The organism is Cellulomonas sp. T2.31MG-18 (assembly GCF_964266755.1).
Lineage (GTDB): Bacteria > Actinomycetota > Actinomycetes > Actinomycetales > Cellulomonadaceae > Cellulomonas.
On the sequence record NZ_CAXWGW010000001.1, the window covers coordinates 761,672 to 778,417 of the forward strand.

13 protein-coding genes are annotated in these 16,746 nt (G+C 74.7%); 5 read left to right on the forward strand and 8 right to left on the reverse strand.

The genetic code is table 11. The annotated features are described in order from the left end of the window. Window positions 1-4: 4 nt before the first annotated feature. Together ACFQTY_RS03540 and ACFQTY_RS03545 are read right to left on the reverse strand one after the other, a co-directional pair. Window positions 5-1,210 carry an alpha/beta hydrolase gene (locus ACFQTY_RS03540; RefSeq protein WP_378097358.1) on the reverse strand — a complete coding sequence of 402 codons (1,206 nt, stop codon included), beginning with the start codon at window positions 1,208-1,210 and terminating at the stop codon, window positions 5-7. Between the two features lie 79 nt (window positions 1,211-1,289). Next, complete coding sequence (locus tag ACFQTY_RS03545) at window positions 1,290-2,432, reverse strand: alpha/beta hydrolase (RefSeq protein ID WP_378097361.1); 1,143 nt, start codon at window positions 2,430-2,432, stop codon at window positions 1,290-1,292. A gap of 110 nt (window positions 2,433-2,542) precedes the next feature. Between ACFQTY_RS03545 and ACFQTY_RS03550 the strand changes: the two genes are divergently transcribed. Both ACFQTY_RS03550 and ACFQTY_RS03555 read left to right on the forward strand, forming a co-directional pair. Beyond that, complete coding sequence (locus tag ACFQTY_RS03550; RefSeq protein ID WP_378097364.1) at window positions 2,543-4,174, forward strand: bifunctional lysylphosphatidylglycerol flippase/synthetase MprF; 1,632 nt, start codon at window positions 2,543-2,545, stop codon at window positions 4,172-4,174. Further along, window positions 4,171-4,971: a hypothetical protein gene (locus ACFQTY_RS03555; protein WP_378097367.1), complete on the forward strand. Its 801-nt coding sequence runs from the start codon at window positions 4,171-4,173 to the stop codon at window positions 4,969-4,971. Before ACFQTY_RS03550 ends, ACFQTY_RS03555 begins: the two co-directional genes overlap by 4 nt. Before the next feature lie 34 nt (window positions 4,972-5,005). Here the strand turns inward: ACFQTY_RS03555 and ACFQTY_RS03560 are convergent, their stop codons facing one another. Further along, on the reverse strand, window positions 5,006-5,707 hold the full coding sequence (locus ACFQTY_RS03560) for a hypothetical protein (RefSeq protein WP_378097370.1): 702 nt from the start codon (window positions 5,705-5,707) through the stop codon (window positions 5,006-5,008). A gap of 194 nt (window positions 5,708-5,901) precedes the next feature. Between ACFQTY_RS03560 and ACFQTY_RS03565 the strand changes: the two genes are divergently transcribed. Beyond that, window positions 5,902-7,965, forward strand: a complete 2,064-nt coding sequence (locus ACFQTY_RS03565; protein WP_378097373.1) for a histidine kinase — start codon at window positions 5,902-5,904, stop codon at window positions 7,963-7,965. Then, complete coding sequence (locus ACFQTY_RS03570) at window positions 7,958-8,638, forward strand: response regulator (protein WP_378097376.1); 681 nt, start codon at window positions 7,958-7,960, stop codon at window positions 8,636-8,638. The genes ACFQTY_RS03565 and ACFQTY_RS03570 overlap by 8 nt, the downstream gene beginning before the upstream one ends. 73 nt (window positions 8,639-8,711) lie before the next feature. On the opposite strand, the gene acs is transcribed toward ACFQTY_RS03570, so the two are convergent. The 5 genes from acs to ACFQTY_RS03595 form a co-directional block, all read right to left on the reverse strand. After that, the gene (acs, locus tag ACFQTY_RS03575; protein ID WP_378097379.1) at window positions 8,712-10,691 is read right to left on the reverse strand and encodes an acetate--CoA ligase; all 1,980 of its coding nucleotides are present in this window, start codon (window positions 10,689-10,691) and stop codon (window positions 8,712-8,714) included. Window positions 10,692-10,868: 177 nt separating this feature from the next. Then, window positions 10,869-11,936: a hypothetical protein gene (locus ACFQTY_RS03580; RefSeq protein ID WP_378097382.1), complete on the reverse strand. Its 1,068-nt coding sequence runs from the start codon at window positions 11,934-11,936 to the stop codon at window positions 10,869-10,871. Between the two features lie 165 nt (window positions 11,937-12,101). Then, window positions 12,102-12,986, reverse strand: a complete 885-nt coding sequence (locus tag ACFQTY_RS03585) for a formate/nitrite transporter family protein (RefSeq protein WP_378097385.1) — start codon at window positions 12,984-12,986, stop codon at window positions 12,102-12,104. A gap of 89 nt (window positions 12,987-13,075) precedes the next feature. Continuing rightward, complete coding sequence (locus ACFQTY_RS03590) at window positions 13,076-14,473, reverse strand: NAD-dependent malic enzyme (protein WP_378097388.1); 1,398 nt, start codon at window positions 14,471-14,473, stop codon at window positions 13,076-13,078. 380 nt (window positions 14,474-14,853) lie between these two features. Next, window positions 14,854-15,780, reverse strand: coding sequence for an HAD family hydrolase (locus ACFQTY_RS03595; RefSeq protein WP_378097391.1), 927 nt, complete (start codon window positions 15,778-15,780; stop codon window positions 14,854-14,856). A gap of 191 nt (window positions 15,781-15,971) precedes the next feature. Between ACFQTY_RS03595 and ACFQTY_RS03600 the strand changes: the two genes are divergently transcribed. Then, window positions 15,972-16,742 carry a pilus assembly protein FlpE gene (locus tag ACFQTY_RS03600; RefSeq protein WP_378097394.1) on the forward strand — a complete coding sequence of 257 codons (771 nt, stop codon included), beginning with the start codon at window positions 15,972-15,974 and terminating at the stop codon, window positions 16,740-16,742. Window positions 16,743-16,746: the final 4 nt, after the last annotated feature.

The window sequence follows — 16,746 nt, forward strand, 5'->3', positions numbered from 1 at the left end:
GGGGTCAGGCCGCGTCGGGCGCGCTCGTCGGCGGTGGTACGGGCTCGCGGGCCGGCCGCACCGACCGTCGTCGAGGGCGCGGCGCCTGGTCGGGGGCGAGCCGGCGCTCGTCGGACGGCAGCCGGGAGGCGGCGAACGCCAGGGCGTGCGGCAGCCCGTGCTTGGCCATCACCCAGGTGTGGTCGTGCCCCGGCTCGTTGCGCACCAGCACCTGGGCGCCGCGCGCCCGCAGCACCCCGGCGATCGAGCGGGCGACCTGGCCGTTGGTGCGTCCCCGCGCATGCCCGGCGATGTCGACGAACACGCCGAGGTCGGGCGGCAGCGGCACGTCCCCGACGTACGAGGACACGTCGTGCTCCGCCCACTCCTGCGGCGTCCGCAGCATCAGCCGCCCGCCGAGGCCGGGGTCGCCGTACGGCTCGAAGGTGAGAAGCGTCGCGAACAGCTCGGGGTGCCGCAGTCCCTGGTCGAGGGCGGCGAAGCCGCCGGCCGAGAACCCGGCGAGCATCCGGCGCCGCCGGTCGTCGCTCACCCGGAACCGCTGCTGCACCCACGGCAGCAGCACCTGCCACAGGAAGGTCTCGATCTGGGCGCCGCCGGTGGTCGAGTCCAGGCCCTCCGTGTCGAGCCACGACAGGCCGGTGCCGTTGAGGTCCGGTGCGACGGCGACCACCGGCGGGATGACCCCGGACGAGACCAGCTCGTCGAGCAGCCGGGGGACCTCCGCCGCCGCGAACCAGTCGGCGGACGACCCCGGGGTGCCGTGCAGCATCAGCAGCAGCGGGTACCGGCGCTCCGGCTCGTCGTCGTAGCCCGGCGGGGTCCACACCCACGTGATCGAGGCGGGCAGGCGCAGCTCGCGCGGTACCGGCACCTGTGCCGCGAGCACCCGTCCGGAGCCGTCCTCGGCCTGCCGCCACGTGCGGACGCTCCCCGGTGACGGCGTGCTCCGGCGCAGCCGCGCCGACCAGCTGGCCAGGTACATGCCGACGGCGCCCGCGGTCGGCACGTAGCCGACGTACCGGTTGACCGCGAGCGCCGTGGTCAGCGCCAGCGCGCCGCCGGCACCGATCGTCCAGCGCCGGCCCCCGGTGCCCGACCGGCGGCCCAGCACCACCCCCGCGGCGGTGAGGCCGGCCGCCACGGCCACCGGCCAGCGGGCGCGCAGCAGCCTCGGCGGGTCGGCGAGCCGGCTGATCGGGGATCGCACGGAGCTCACCACGGACGGGGCCCGGCCGGGGTTCACCGCCTCATGGTGCGCACGGATCCTGTGCGGGCGCCATGAGAGCTCAGGCGCCGCTCAGGTGGTGCGAGGCGAACACCAGCGCGTACGGCAGCGTCGCGCGGGCCATGTTCCAGGTGTGCACGTCCCCGCGGGCGACGTGCAGCACCACGTCCTGGCCGCGCTGGCGCAGCGTGGCAGCGATGGTGCGGGCGTCCCGGGAGTCCTGGCCGTGGTCCGCACCCGCGACGGCGACGAAGGCGGCGACGGGGTGGGGCAGCGGGATGGTGGGCGCGTACGCCGTCACGTGGTGCGTCGCCCACTCGGCACCGGTGGCCAGCATCGCCGTTCCGCCGGTGCCAGGGTCGCCGTAGGGCGCCATCGCCAGCAGCGTGCTGTACAGGCCGGTGTGGCGCAGCACCTGGTCGAGGGCGCAGTACCCGCCGGAGGAGAAGCCGCCGAGGGCCCGGCCGGTGCGGTCGGCCACCGTGCGCAGGTGGGTGTCGACGTACGGGATCACCACGGTGGTCAGGTAGGTCTCGACGAGCGCCCCGCCGGTGGTCGAGTCGAGGCACTCGGTGTCCCGGGCGCCGGGGCCGGTGCCGTTGACGTCGACCGAGACGACGATCATCGGCTGCACCAGCCCGTGCGCCAGCAGCGTGTCCATCGCGTGCCCGACGTTGCCCGCCGCGAACCAGTCGCCGGCGTGCCCGGGACTGCCGTGGACCAGGTAGACCACCGGGTACCGGTCGGCGCTCTCCGAGTACCCCGGCGGCGTGTAGACCCAGCTCGGTGCGGTGCCCATCCGCAGCTCCGGCGGCGCCGGGATGGTGACCGGCTGGGTCGCGCCGGTCGCCATCGACGCCGCGTTGGCGACGGGGATGCCGTGCGGCAGCGCGTGCGCGTGCCCGATGCCCCAGCCGGCCAGGGTCACGCGCGCCGCAGCCACGCTGGGCATGTACCCGACCACCACGTTGGTGGCGATCGCCAGGCACAGCACCAGGGCGGTCACCGCTGCGGTCCAGGCCGGCCAGGCCCGCCGACGTCGCCGCCCGGGACGCGGGCGCCGACGGCGGACCGCGACCGTGACCAGCGCCGCCGTCAGCACCGCGAGCCCCACCGCCGTCCACCAGGACCCCAGGAAGTCGCCGCCCTGACCGAGCTCGTGCAGCACCTCCGGCGGCAGCACGGGGTCGGCGTCGCTCCTCACCGGGCCGATACTGCCTCATGCGCCGGCCGGGTCGGTGCGAGACTGGGGCCGTGGCGACGGCGGCGACAACAGGCTCTCGAGGGGCCGGGCGGGTTGCCACGGACGACCGGATGGAAGCCCTCGCGCGGCACCGTCGCCAGGTGCGCGTCCGCACGGTCGCGTCCCGCGCGATCCTCGCGCTCGCGGTGATCACGCTGATCTCCGCTGCGCGTCCGCACCTGTGGCAGCCGGTCGCGGTGCTGGGTCAGGTGGCCTGGAACGCCCGGCCGCACGTGGCACGTCCGTCGCTGGTGCTCGCGGCCGTGGTGATGCTCGGCACGTCGCGCGGCCTGCGCCGCGGACACTCGATCGCGTGGGGCGGCACGCTCGCCGTGCTGGCCGTCTCCGCGGTGCTGCACCTGGCGCACCGCGTGGACGTGATCCCGACCGTGCTGGTGCTGGGTGCCGCGATCTGGCTGGCCCTGCAGCGCCGGTCGTTCCCCGTGCGGGCGACTCGCCGCGAGGCACGGCGGGTGGCCCTGATCGCCGGCACGTGGCTGCTGCTGACCGGTGCGGCGGAGGTGCTGTTCCGGCTCGTGCTGCGTTCGGAGCCGGAGCACCGGTCGTCGCTGGTGGACCTGTCCGCCGACATCGACCTGGCCCTGGTCGTCGTCTTCGTCGTCGCGCTCGTCTGGTTCGTGATGTCTCCGCAGCGGCCCGGGCGGCTGCACACCGCGGCGCACCTGAACGAGCGGGAGCGCGCCCGCCGGGTGATCGAGCGGTGGGGCCGCGGCACCCTGGACTACTTCGCGCTGCGGGACGACAAGGACTGGTTCTTCGTCGGTGAGTCGGTGGTAGCCCACGCGGTGCGCGGCGGCGTCTGCCTGGTCTCGCCCGACCCGATCGGGCCGCCGGGGGAGCAGGCCGACGCGTGGGCGGAGTTCCTGGACTACGCCGTCGACTGCGGCTGGTCCGTCGCGGTGCTGGGCGCCTCGGCCGACTGGTTGCCGATCTACGAGGCCAGCGGGCTGCGCTCGGTGTACCTGGGCGACGAGGCGATCGTCGACTGCCCCGGCTTCAGCCTCGAGGGGCACGCCCGCAAGTCGCTGCGGCAGGCCGTGAACCGGGTGGGCAAGGCGGGCTACACCACCACGTTCGTCGAGTCGACGGCGGTGGACCCGGCGCTGCGGCAGCAGATCGAGGAGGTCGCCGACCAGTCGCGGCGCGGCGAGGCCGAGCGGGGCTTCTCCATGACGCTGTCCCGCCTGTTCGACCCGCACGACGCCGGCCTGATGCTCTCGGTGACCACGTCGCCGGAGGGCCGGGTCGACGCCTTCTGCCAGTGGGCGCCGGCTCCCGGCATCGACGGCTGGTCCCTGGACGTGATGCGCCGCCGGCTCGACGTGCCGGACCTGCCCAACGGGCTGATCGACTTCACGGTGGTGCGCACCATCGAGGAGGTGGCGGCGCGCGGTCAGCGCGCGGTCGGCCTGAACTTCGCGGTGATGCGGGACGTGCTCGGTGGCCGCAGCGACTCGCGGTGGGAGGACCTGGTGCGGCCGATGCTGCAGCGGCTGTCGCAGCAGACCCAGATGAGCTCGCTGGCCAGCTTCAACGAGAAGTTCGGGCCGTCGTGGCAGCCCCGGTACGTGGTGCTGGACGCCGCCGAGTTCGTCGGCACGCAGGCCCTGGTGATGGCGGGCGCCGAGGGCGTCACGGAGATCCCAGTGATCGGCCGGTTCCTCGGCCGGACCACCGCATGATCGTCGGGCTCCTCGCGGCGGTCGGCGCCAGCATCGGGTACGGGGTGGCGACGATCATGCAGGCGGTCGGCACCCGCCGGGCGCACGGCATGGCGGCCTTCGGCAACCCGTTGGTGCTCGGCGGGCTGGCGCTGGACGGGGCGTGCTTCCTGCTGTCCCTCCTGGCCTTCGCGCGGCTGCCGCTGTTCGCGGTCGAGACGGTGATCGCCGCCTCCGTCGTCGTCGTCGTGCTGCTGGCGCGGCCCTTCCTCGGGGCGCCGCTGCGGCCCGTCGACCTCGCCGCGGCCGTCGGAGTCGTGCTGTCGCTCGTGGTGCTCGCGGCCGCGTCCGGCGACCAGCCGCCGGTGCAGGCGCACGGCACGTTCCTGGTCGCCACCGTGGCCGGCGCCGGCGCGCTCGTGGTGCTGCTCGCGGCGTCCTACGCCAAGGGGCCGGCGTGGCTGCTCGGCCTGGTCAGCGCGCTCGGCTACGCCGGGGTGGCGATCGGCGCCCGCGGCGCCCGCACCGACGGTCCGCTGCTGCACGTGGTGCTGCAGCCGATGGCCGCCGTCGTCGTCGGCTGCGGCGTGATCGCCGTGCTCGCCTACGTGCGCGCGCTCGAGCGCGGCCCGGTCGGGCTGGCCGCCGCCACGGTGTCCGTGGTGGAGGTGCTGGTCCCCGGCCTGGTCGGCGCCGCGTTCCTCGGCGACACCGTGCGGGCGGGCTGGCTGCCCGGGGTGGTGCTCGCGGTCGGCGTCGCGCTGGCGGGCTGCGTGGTGCTCGCGCGCAGCCCCGCCAACGCGGCCGCCGGCGGCTGATCGCACGGCGCTGGGTCGGCGTCCCGCCCCAGCCTCAGGCGTGCAGCGGCGCTTCGGTGGAGGCCGCCACTGCACGGGTCGCCTCGGGGTGGTTCTCGCGGAGCAGCAGCCACGCCTGGGCGGCGAAGCCCGCCAGCATGAGCAGGTCCGACACGATCGACGACACATCGCCGAGCGGGCTCAGCGCCATGTCGACAACCCCGCACAGCCCGATCGCGGCCGCCGCCCACCGCGGCCCCACCCCGGCGCGCCACAGGCCGGCGCCGAGCAGCAGGAAGGCGACGACCAGCACCCAGTGCCCGGACAGCAGCACCAGGGCGAACGGGCTCGTCATCAACGTGTCGAGCAGCTGCACCATCGCGTGATGGTCTACCGCGGGGTCGGTCATCGCCACGAAGACCGTGTTGACGCCGACCAGAGCGGCGTTGGCCAGGAAGCTCCACAACGCCAGGCCCAGGCCCGTGTCGCAGAGCGCGCGGCCGCGAGGCAGGCGCCGGCTCAGCATGGCGAATGTCCCCGGCACGAAGAGAAGGGACGTGGCGAGCATCAGGCCGAGCGCAGCGGGCATCGACGCCCGTGCGGCCGCGACGGACCGCAGCATGTCCTCGGCGGACGATCCGGTCTCGGGCCAGACGGCCTCGGCGGCCGCGAAGCAGAGAGGGCCCGTCAGGAGGCAGACTGCGCCTGTCCGGCGCCGGACGGGACCGAGGAAGCTGGGTGTGGCGATGGTCGGCATGAGGTCCTCACAAGGTGGGTCGGATCGCCGGTCGATCCGTCGCAGCGACGCTAGGGAGCGGCTCCCGACGCCCGGCACCGCGCTGGCCGCCGTCGCGACCGCGCACCGGGCGGCGGGTGACGTGGCGGTTCTCCGCCGTCCCCGGTGGGGTGAACCGCGGTGACGTGCGGGCCGACCGCTCGCACAATGACTCGATGACCCTGCGGCGGCGAGACCTCGCGGTGCTCGTCGTCGGGCTGGCCGCCGTCGCGGCGCGGCCGGTGCTCGGAGTCGTTGCCAGCCAGCCGGTGCACGCGTGGATGAGCGTCCCCAACGCCCTCTCGTACGTCCTCGTGGGCGGGTACGCGGTGCTGCGTCGGCCCGGGCATCGGGCTGCCGTGCGCATGCTGCTGTGGGGGACCGCGCAGGCCGTCGCCCTCGCTGCAGGCGCGGCGTACTCGGCGGTGGTGGCGTCGGTCGGCACTCCCCGGTGGGGCTGGGCGGCGCTGCTCGTGCTCGAGCTGCTCAGCTGGTCGAGCTCGTACGCGGCGCTCGCGCTGTTCGTCGTCTTCCCGGACGGGACCTACCACCGGCCGTCGGACCGCGACGTCGTCCGGTGGGCGCCCGTGGTGTTCGCGGTGCTCCTGCTGCTGCAGCTCGCCGGCCAGGCGCAGCTGCGGGTGCAGGACCTGGTGCTGCAGGACGCCGTGACCGCGCCCAACCCCCTCGCGGTTCCTGCGCTCGCCGTCGTGGGCGAGGTGGCCTGGGCGGCCGTCGGCATCTCCAGCCCGCTCGTGGTCCTCGTCGGTGCGGGGCTCCTCCTGGTCCGCTGGCGCCGCTCGGGTGCAGACGACCGGCGGCGCATCCGCTGGCCGCTCGCCGCCCTCTTCGCCACTGCCGCGTGCACCCTCGTCCTCGGCTTCGTCAACACGGAGCTGCCGCCCGTGCCGGAGCTCGTGCAGACGCTGGTCTACCTGCCGGTCGCGTTCCTGCTGCCCGCCGGTCTCCTGGTCGGGATGCTGCGGCACGACCTGCTGGACCTGCGGGTGGTCGTCCGACGCGCCCTGGTCTACGGCGGTCTCTGGGTCGCGATCACGGCGCTCTACGTCGCGCTGTCAGCCGCTGCGGGCGTCGTCGTGAGTCGCCGGTTGCCCTTCGCGCTGGCCGTGGCGACCACCGTGGTGATCACACTGGCGCTCGGATCGGCACGGGGCCGCCTCGCCGCGCTCGCGGACCGGCTGGTGTTCGGCCGGCGTGTGGACCGGGCCCAGCTCATCGGTGACGTCGGCCGCCGGCTGGCCGCGGGTCCGCCGACGGACGACGTCGCGGCGACCTTGGCGGAGTCGGTGCGGCAGGGGGTCCGCGCGTCGTGGGTGCGCGTGCGGCTGGACGACCGCACGGCGGTCGCGTCACGTGGTACCGCGGTGGCCCCGAGCGCCGGGGTCGCGACGGGTGCGGCGACGGTCGCCGTCGCGATCGAGGTCGACGGCGTGCAGATCGGCGAGATCGCCTGCGGGGACAAGGAGGACGGCCGGTACGGCGAGCACGACCGTGCGCTGCTCGAGACGCTGGGGCGACAGGCCGCGTGGGCGTCCCGGCACGCGCACCTGACCGCCGAGCTCACCGCGAAGGTCGCCGAGCTCGAGGCCTCCCGCACGCGGATCCTGCGCGCCGAGGAGGCGGGTCGCCGTCAGCTCGAGCGGGACCTGCACGACGGCGTCCAGCAGGACCTCGTCGCGCTCCTCACCCGGCTCGGGCTGGTGGCGAACCGGCTGAGGCGCGACCCGGACCTCGCCGCAGCGACCCTCGCAGAGGCGCAGGAGGATGCCCGGCGCACCCTCGAGGACCTGCAGGACCTGGTCCGGGGGATCCACCCCACGCTTCTCAGCGACCGCGGCCTGGTGACCGCCGTCGAGGAACGCTCCTCCCGCATGCCGTTCCCGATCCGGGTGACCAGCGACCACGCCGTGCGTTCGACCCGGCTGCCGGCCGAGGTCGAGACCGTCGCCTGGTTCGTGGTCTCCGAGAGCCTGGTGAACGCGGCGAAGCATGCGCGCGCCTCGTCCGCCACCGTCCGGTTCGAGGCGCCGGGCGACGAGCTCCTGGTGGAGGTCGCCGACGACGGCGTCGGGTTCGACCCGGGCACGGCCGGCGGCACCGGCCTGCAGGGGCTGCGGGACCGCGTCGAGGCGGCGGGTGGACGGTTCGCGCTGACCAGCGGCGCGGCGGGGACGACTGTCCGCGCCGCCATCCCGGTCGGGAGCAGGGCCCATGGCTGAGCCGTTGCGTGTGGTGATCGCGGAGGACAGCTACCTGGTCCGGGAGGGGACGCGCAGGCTGCTCGAGGACTCCGGCGAGGTGGTCGTGGTGGCGGGCGTCGGCGACGCGGACGCGCTGCTCGCGGCCGTCGACGAGCACGAGCCGGACGTCGTGATCACCGACATCCGCATGCCGCCCGACCACTCGACCGAGGGCATCCGGGCCGCGCACGCGGTGCGCGCCGCGCACCCGCGGATCGGCGTCGTCGTGCTGTCGCAGTACTCGGACGTGGACTACGCGGTGCAGCTGCTCGGCGGCGGCACGGACGGCCTGGGCTACCTCCTCAAGGCCAGCGTCGGGGACCTGCAGGACGTGCTGCACGCCCTGCGGGAGGTCGCGGCGGGTCGCTCGGTCGTCGACCCGAGGGTCGTCGAACGCCTGGTGGACCACCGGGTGGCCCAGGACCGCTCACCGCTGCGCCTGCTCGGGCCTCGTGAGCTCGACGTGCTGCGCGAGATGGCGGAGGGCCGGACCAACGCGGCCATCGGCGACTCGTTGCACCTGTCCGAGTCGACGGTGGAGAAGTACGTCAACGCGATCTTCACCAAGCTCGGCCTCAGCGAGGAGCGCACGCTGAGCCGGCGGGTGGCGGCCGTGCTGTCCTACCTGCGCGACCAGGCGTCGACGGGCTGACCGCACACGCCGGTCGACGCCCGGCGCACGGCCGCGTGCTGCGCGCGCAGACCCAGCGCCACCCGCCGTGGCTCTAGGCGCCCTTCGCCAGACCCTGGGAGATCAGCTCCATCACCGAGGCGTCCGCCAGCGTGGTGGAGTCACCGACCTGCCGGTGCTCGGCGACGTCCCTCAGCAGGCGCCGCATGATCTTGCCGGAGCGGGTCTTCGGCAGCTCGGGCACCACCAGGATCTGCCGCGGCTTGGCGATCGGGCCGATCTGCGTGGCGACGTGGTTGCGCAGCTCGGTCTCCACGTCGTGGGCCTCCTTGTCCAGGCCCTCCGACCCGGCGCGCAGGATGACGAAGGCGACGACGGCCTGACCGGTCGTCTCGTCGTGCGCGCCCACCACCGCGGCCTCGGCCACCCACGGGTGGGACACCAGGGCCGACTCGATCTCGGTGGTGGACAGCCGGTGGCCGGACACGTTCATCACGTCGTCGACGCGGCCCAGCAGCCAGATGTCGCCGTCCTCGTCCTTCTTGGCGCCGTCGCCCGCGAAGTACAGGCCGCGGAACCGGGACCAGTAGGTGTCCCGGTACCGGTCGGGGTCGCCCCAGATGCCGCGCAGCATGGACGGCCACGGCTTGGTCACCACCAGGTAGCCGCCCGCGCCGTTGGGCACCGGGTGGCCCTCGTCGTCCACGACCTCCGCCGCGATGCCGGGCAGCGGCACCTGCGCCGATCCCGGCTTGGCGGCGGTCACCCCAGGGAGCGGGGTGATCATGATCGCGCCGGTCTCGGTCTGCCACCACGTGTCGACCACGGGGGTCCGGTCACCGCCGATCACCCGGCGGTACCACATCCACGCCTCGGGGTTGATCGGCTCACCGACCGAGCCCAGCACGCGCAGGCTGCTCAGGTCCCGTGCCGCCGGGATGTCGTCGCCCCACTTCATGCAGGTGCGGATCGCCGTCGGCGCCGTGTACAGGATCGACACCTTGTACTTCTCGACGATGTCCCACCAGCGGCCGCGGTCCGGGGTGTCTGGCGTGCCCTCGTAGATCACCTGCGTGGCACCGTTCACCAGCGGCCCGTAGACCACGTAGGTGTGCCCGGTGATCCAGCCGATGTCGGCGGTGCACCAGTACACGTCGGTGTCGGGCTTGAGGTCGAACACGTTCAGGTGCGTGAACGCGGCCTGGGTCAGGTACCCGCCGGTGGTGTGGAAGATGCCCTTCGGCTTCCCGGTGGTGCCGGACGTGTAGAGGATGAACAGCGGGTGCTCCGCCGGCAGGTCCACCGCCGTGTGCTGGTCGGAGGCGCCGTCCACCACGTCGTGCCACCACACGTCGCGCCCGTCGGTCCACTCGACGTCCTGGCCGGTGCGGCGCACCACCAGGACGTGGCGGACGGTCGGCGCGCCCTTGGCCAGGGCCTCGTCGACGGCCGGCTTGAGCGCGCTGGGGTGGCCGCGACGGTAGCCGCCGTCGGCCGTGACGACGAGCGTCGCCTCCGCGTCCAGGATCCGCGAGTGCAGCGCCTCGGCCGAGAAGCCGCCGAACACCACCGAGTGCGGGGCGCCGATCCGGGCGCACGCCAGCATGGTGATCACGGCCTCGGGGATCAGCGGCAGGTAGATCGCCACGCGGTCGCCGGTGCGCACACCGAGGGACTCCAGGGCGTTCGCGGCGCGGGACACCTCGCGCAGCAGGTCGGCGTAGGTCAGCGTCCGGGTGTCGCCCGGCTCACCCTCGAAGTGCAGCGCGACGCGGTCACCGTTGCCCGCCTCGACGTGCCGGTCCACCGCGTTGACGCAGGCGTTCAGCGTGCCGTCGGCGAACCACTTGGCGAACGGGGCGTCGGACCAGTCGAGCGTCTGCGTGAACGGCGTGCTCCAGCTCAGCAGCAGGCGCGCCTGTTCCGCCCACGACCCCTCCGGGTCGGCGTTGGCCCACGCGTACAGGTCCTGGGTGGCGTTCGCCTGGGCGGCGAACTCCGGCGACGGCGGGAACCGGCGGTCCTCCGTCAGCAGGTTCTCCAGTCCGTTGTCCCCGGTGTCCGGCTCGGTCACGGTGTCTCCTCCGCAGCGACGATGATGCGATCGGTCGAGTCACAGATGGTGCCACCTGGGACTTTAGACCCGCATGTGCCGTGGTCAGGGCCTTGGGCGGCCCAGTGCTCAGCCCCGGTGCTCAGCTCCGGTGCTCGCCTCCGTGCTCAGCTCCAGGGCTCAGCTCCGGTGCTCACCTCAGTGGGCGTTGCGCTCCCGGAAGGCACCGAGGTGGATCCCGTGCCGGCGGGCGACGTGCGACACGATGCCGCTGGCCAGCACCATCACGCCGATCACCAGCAACGTGCCCGAGGTCGCCGCGACCGACGTCTGCACCACGGTCGGCTGCCAGCCCTCGGCGCTGACCACGTGCAGCATCGCGTCGCGGCTGACGCCCGGCGCGAACAGCGCCAGCGCCCCGGCCAGCGTCAGCAGCACCCCGCCGGTGTAGCCCACCCACGGCGTCCACAGCGACAGCAGCGCCACCGCGGCCAGCAGCAGCGCGCCCAGCGTCACCAGCACGATGCCGAGCACCTCGACCCGTGCCACCCAGCCGTCCGCCTCGACGGACAGGATGCGGGACACCCCGAGCAGCGTGACCACGGCGGCGACGGCCGGCAGCAGCAGTCCCACGATCAGGCCGAGCACGTGCGTGCCGGCCCCGATGGTGCGTGGTGCGTTGGGGTCCGGGAACAGCGTCCCGTCCTCCGTGGTGCCCGGCGTCGACGCGACGGTGGCCGGGGTGGCGAGCGGCGTGGCGCCGGTGCGCTCGCCGGGCCGACCTGCCGCACCTGCTCCGCCGGCGGCGGTGGCCGCGACCGCCGGGCCGGGCATGGGCGCCGGTGGCACGTCGCGGGCCGGGCCGGAGGCGGGTGCGCCCGCCGCGGGAAGCGGCGTCGTGGTGCGCGAGTCCGGTGCCGGCTCCTGGCGTTCCGAGCGGGCGGCGGTGAACCGCGGCGACGGCAGGCGACGGTCGGCAGCCTCCGGCTCCGGCGGGGTCGGCAGCGGCCGCGCCTGCACGTGCCGGTGCGCGGTCTCGTCGCTGACGGTCAGGCCCTCGCCCGACGGCGGCAGGTCCGCCGGTGCCGCGCTCTCGGGCACGGTGCCGGGCTCGGTGCCGGGCACGGTGCCGGGCACCGTGCGGGGCTCGGTGGAGGCGGGGCGGGTCGGCGTCGTGCCCGCTGCGGCGCCGGCGTCCGCGGCGTCCGGTGCCGGGACCACGGGCTCGGTCGGAGCGGGGCGGTCCTGGGGGTCGCTGGTGCTCATCGCGCGCATGCTCCTCGGCTGGTCGTCGGCGCCCTGCGCGGGCGCGTCGAGGTCACGCTATTGCTCTCCGGCCCGGTGCGCCCTCGCACGGCCAGGCGCGCCGCGATGCGACCGCGCAGGTGAGGGCACCGCGCAGGTGAGGGCACCGCGCAGGACGCCGAGGCGTCAGCGGACGGCGGCGACCTCAGCGAGCTGCTCGTCGAGCTCCGGGTCCGCGACGGTCGGGGCGCCCGACGCCGGCTCGACGGCACCGGGCTTCGCGTCCGACGCCGCACCGCGCGGTCCGTGCACGCCGTACGCGTACGACGCGCCCACCAGCAGCCCGCCGCCGACCAGGTTGCCCAGCCCGACGGCGAGCAGGTTCCGCGCGAACTCGCCGACGGTCGCGTGCGGCAGCCCCGCGATCAGGCCGAACGAGAAGGTGGTCATGTTGGCGACCACGTGCTCGAAGCCCGACGTGATGAACACCATGACGCAGGCGAAGATGACGGTGATCTTCGCGCCCTCGTTCTCCAGGCGGCCGGCGCACCAGATCGCCAGGCAGACCAGCAGGTTGCACAGGATGCCGCGGACGAACAGCTGACCGGTGGTCTCGGCCGCCTTGTGCTCGATCATCGCGGCGATCGTCTTGCCCGCCGCCGTCGTGGGCGCCAGCACCCCGGAGCCCCGCAGCAGGGCCGCGAACACCGCGGCACCGACCAGGTTGCCGACGAGCACGGCGAGCAGCGTCAGCGCCGCCCGCCCCGGCCGCACGGACCGCCGGAACACGCCCTGGGTGAGGATCATCATCGCCGAGGTGGCCAGCTCACCCCCGGCGACCACCACGATCGTCAGCGCGACCCCGAACACCAGGCCCTGGATCAGGGGCGCCCACGGGGACCCGGCCTGCACCAGCGGCCCACCGGCGGTGACCATGATCAGCACGCCGATGCCGATGTACGCGCCGGCGAGCATGGTGCGCACCAGGAACACCCCCGGCCGGTGCGTGAGGTCAACCTTGTGGTGCGCGGCGTCGGCCTCGAGGTCCACGGTCTGCGGGATGGTCAGCACCCGACCAGGGTGACGGCTCGCCGAGGGTCAGTCCTGGGACGAATGGTCCGGTGCGGGACGCTGACCAGTGCGAGGACCGCCGGCTGTGATCAGCCCCACTCGGCGAGGCGTGCGGCGTTCGCCACGGCGGCGGCGACCACGCGGGTGACCTCCGGGTTGAACACGCTGGGGACGATGTACGTCGGGTTGAGCTCGTCGTCGCGCACCACGGACGCGAGGGCGTTGGCCGCCGCGAGCAGCATGTGCTCGGTCACCTTGTGCGACTGCGCGTCGAGCAGCCCCCGGAACACCCCGGGGAAGGCCAGCACGTTGTTGATCTGGTTGGCGAAGTCGGACCGGCCGGTGCCGACCACCGCGGCGTGCTGCGCGGCGTCGTCCGGGTCCACCTCGGGTCGGGGGTTCGCCAGCGCGAAGACGATCGCGTCGTCGGCCATCGTCGCCACGTCGTCGCCCGTGATCACGTCGGGTGCGCTGACGCCGATGAACACGTCGGCCCCGACCAGCGCCTGCGCGATCGTGCCCGTGACGCCGCGCGGGTTGGTGCTCTCCGCCGTCCAGCGCAACGACGGTGCCAGCCCGGGCCGTGCGGGGTGCACCACGCCCTCGATGTCGGCCACGACCACGTCGCGAGCCCCCGCCGCGAGCAGCAACCTCAGCACCGCGGTCCCGGCAGCGCCCGCGCCGGACAGCACGATCCGCACGTCGCCGATCGCCTTGTCGACCACCTTCAGCGCGTTGGTCAGCGCCGCGACCACCACGATCGCCGTGCCGTGCTGGTCGTCGTGGAACACCGGGATGTCCAGGCGCTCGCGCAGCCGGCGCTCCACCTCGAAGCACCGCGGCGCGCTGATGTCCTCGAGGTTGATCCCGGCGAACACCGGCGCGATCGCCACCACCGTCTCGACGATCTGGTCGACGTCCGTGGTGTCCAGCGCGATCGGGAACGCGTCGATGTCCGCGAACCGCTTGAACAGCACCGCCTTGCCCTCCATCACGGGCAGCGCCGCCAGCGGGCCGATGTCGCCGAGACCCAGCACGGCGGTGCCGTCGGTCACCACGGCGATGGTGTTGCGCTTGATCGTCAGCCGGCGGGCGTCCTCCGGATGCGCCGCGATCGCCTCGCACACCCGGGCCACGCCCGGCGTGTACGCCATCGACAGGTCGTCGCGGGTGCGCAGCGGCACCTTGGACTCGATCGACAGCTTGCCGCCGAGGTGCATGAGGAACGTCCGGTCGGACACCCGCTCGACGACCACGCCGTGCAGCTGCTCCAGGCCCGCGACGATGGTCGCCGCGTGCTCCTCGCCGCGCGTCGCGCACGTGACGTCGACCGTCATCTGCTCGTGGCCGGAGGACTGCACGTCGAGCGCCGTGACGATCCCGCCGGCGGTCTCGATCGCGGTGGTCAGCTCGCTGACCGCCGTCGGGCGCGCCGTCACCTTCAGGCGCGCGGTGATGGACGACGAGACGCTGGGGGCTGCCACCATGCGGTCATTGTCACGACGTGAGGCCGATGCGCTCGTCGGCGCGCGGGACGGGCGCCCGTCGCGCCGTTCGAGGGGATCCGGGTCGGCCGGGGGCCCGGGCTGTCGGGGACGCCAGCGACGGCGCCCCGCAGGACGCCGCCGTCGGTACCGAGGTGCGGGGGTGAACATGGCGTGCATCGCTTCGGTCGCTACGGGTCCAGCCCGGTCGACCTGCCCTGTAGGTGGGCACTCCTGCGCGTGGGTGCCCCCGCACGTTCAGTTGTGAACCCTTGGTACCTCCTGCGGCGCCGTCTGCCTACCCCTGGCGGCGTCCGACGAGGTCACGGCGTGCTGGCGGTCACATGGCGGGACGACGGACCGGCATGTGGACGGGGCTGCCGTCAGTGGCCGGCCCGTCCGCCGCCTCGGCGTCGCCGGGCCGCGACGACCCACACCACGGCGCCCGTCGCCAGGAGGAGCAGCACGGCGGCCGCCGCGGTCCGGGAGTCGCGGCGCGACATCAGCCGGAGCGACACCGGCCGGACGAACCGCAGCGTCTCCCAGCCCCGCTCCTCGGCGAGCCGGCGCAGGGCCCGGTCGGGGTTGACCACCGCGGCGTGGCCCACGGCGGCGAGCATCGGCTCGTCGGTGATCGAGTCGGAGTACGCGTAGCTGGCCTGCAGGTCGTACCCCCTGCGGTGGGCGAGGTCGGCCATCGCCTCCGCCTTGGTCGGCCCGTACGCGTAGAAGTCGATCAGCCCCGTGTACCGCCCGTCCGCGACGCGCATGTGCGTGGCGATGACGCCGTCCGCGCCGAGCAGCCGGGCGATCGGCTCCACCAGCTCCCGGCCCGACGCCGACACCACGATCACGTCCCGCCCGGCGCGGTGGTGCTCGTCGATCAGCACCACGGCCTCCGCGTACACCGCCGGGTCGATCGACTCGTGGAGCGTCCGCTCGACGATGGCCGTCACCTGGTCCACGTCCCAGCCCGTCACCATCCGGGACAGCTGGGCGCGCATGCGCTCCGTCTGCACCTCGTCCGCACCGCCCACCTGGTAGAGGAACTGGGCGTACGCGGCGCGCAGCATCGCGCGCCTGGTCAGCAGGCCGCCGGCGAGGAACGGGCGCGAGAAGGCCGTGGCCGACGACGTGGCGATGATCGTCTTGTCGAGGTCGAAGAAGGCCGCCGCCCGGTGCGGGTCGGCCGGTGCCGGGTCGGGGGAGGGGTCGGGGGCGCGGTCGGCGGAGGGGTCGGCGGTGCGGTCGGCGGTGGGACCGGCTGTGGGACCCGCGGCTGTGGGACCCGCGGCGGCGGCGTCGCTCATCGATCAGCCTCCTCGGCGGCCTGGGACCACGTGCTGCGGCGGCACCCGACGGGCGCCGGCTTCCGCGAGCGTATCGGCGGCCACCCACCCACAGCCCGGCTCCGCACGTCGGCCCCCGGCGGGGACGTCGCACCGGTCCTGCTGCTTGCGGCGCGGAACGGCAGGCTGGGCGGCCGCTGAGGAGGTGGGTCATGTCGTCGAGCAGGGTGCTGCTGCCGCCCGGACCGGGCGAAGCCGTCGCCGGCGCCGGGCCCGGGCGGCGGGCCGCCGTCGTCGGCGTGGTGGGGGCCCGTGGCGGTGCCGGCACGTCCACGCTGGCGGCGCTCACCGCGGCCCGGCTGGCCCGCCGCACCAGCACGGTGCTGGTCGACCTCGACTGCCGGGGCGGCGGCCTGGACGTCACCGTCGGGGTGGAGGACGTCGACGGTGCGCGGTGGCCGGAGCTGGCGGGTGCGCGTGGCGACGTGCCTGGTGAGGACGTGCTCGCGCTGCTGCCGCGGTGGGGCGGCTGCGCGGTGCTCAGCGCCGACCGGGACGGTTCGGACCCCGGCCCCGGTCTGGTGACCGACGTGCTGCACGCGCTGACCGGCGTCGTCGGCGCGATCGTGCTGGACCTGCCGCGGGGCGGCGCCTCGGCCGGTGCCGCCGTGCTGGGGGCGTGCGACGTCGTGGTCGTGGTGGCGCGGCGGGATCTCAGATCGGTCGCGGGCACCCTCGCCGTTCGGCCCCGGCTCGCCGCGGCCGGCGCGTCGGCGGGGCTGGTCGTCCTCGGGCGGGGTCCCGGCGGGCTCTCCGTGGCGGAGCTCTCGGCCGCGGTCGACCTCCCCGTGCTCTGGGCCGGCGGCACGACGCGGCGGCTCGCGCGCGCGGCGGAGCGGGGCGTGCTGCCGAGCAGGGGGACGGCCGTGCGCGCGGCGCGCGCGGTCGCGGCGCAGGTCGAGGCGTCGTGCCTGCTCGGATGACGGC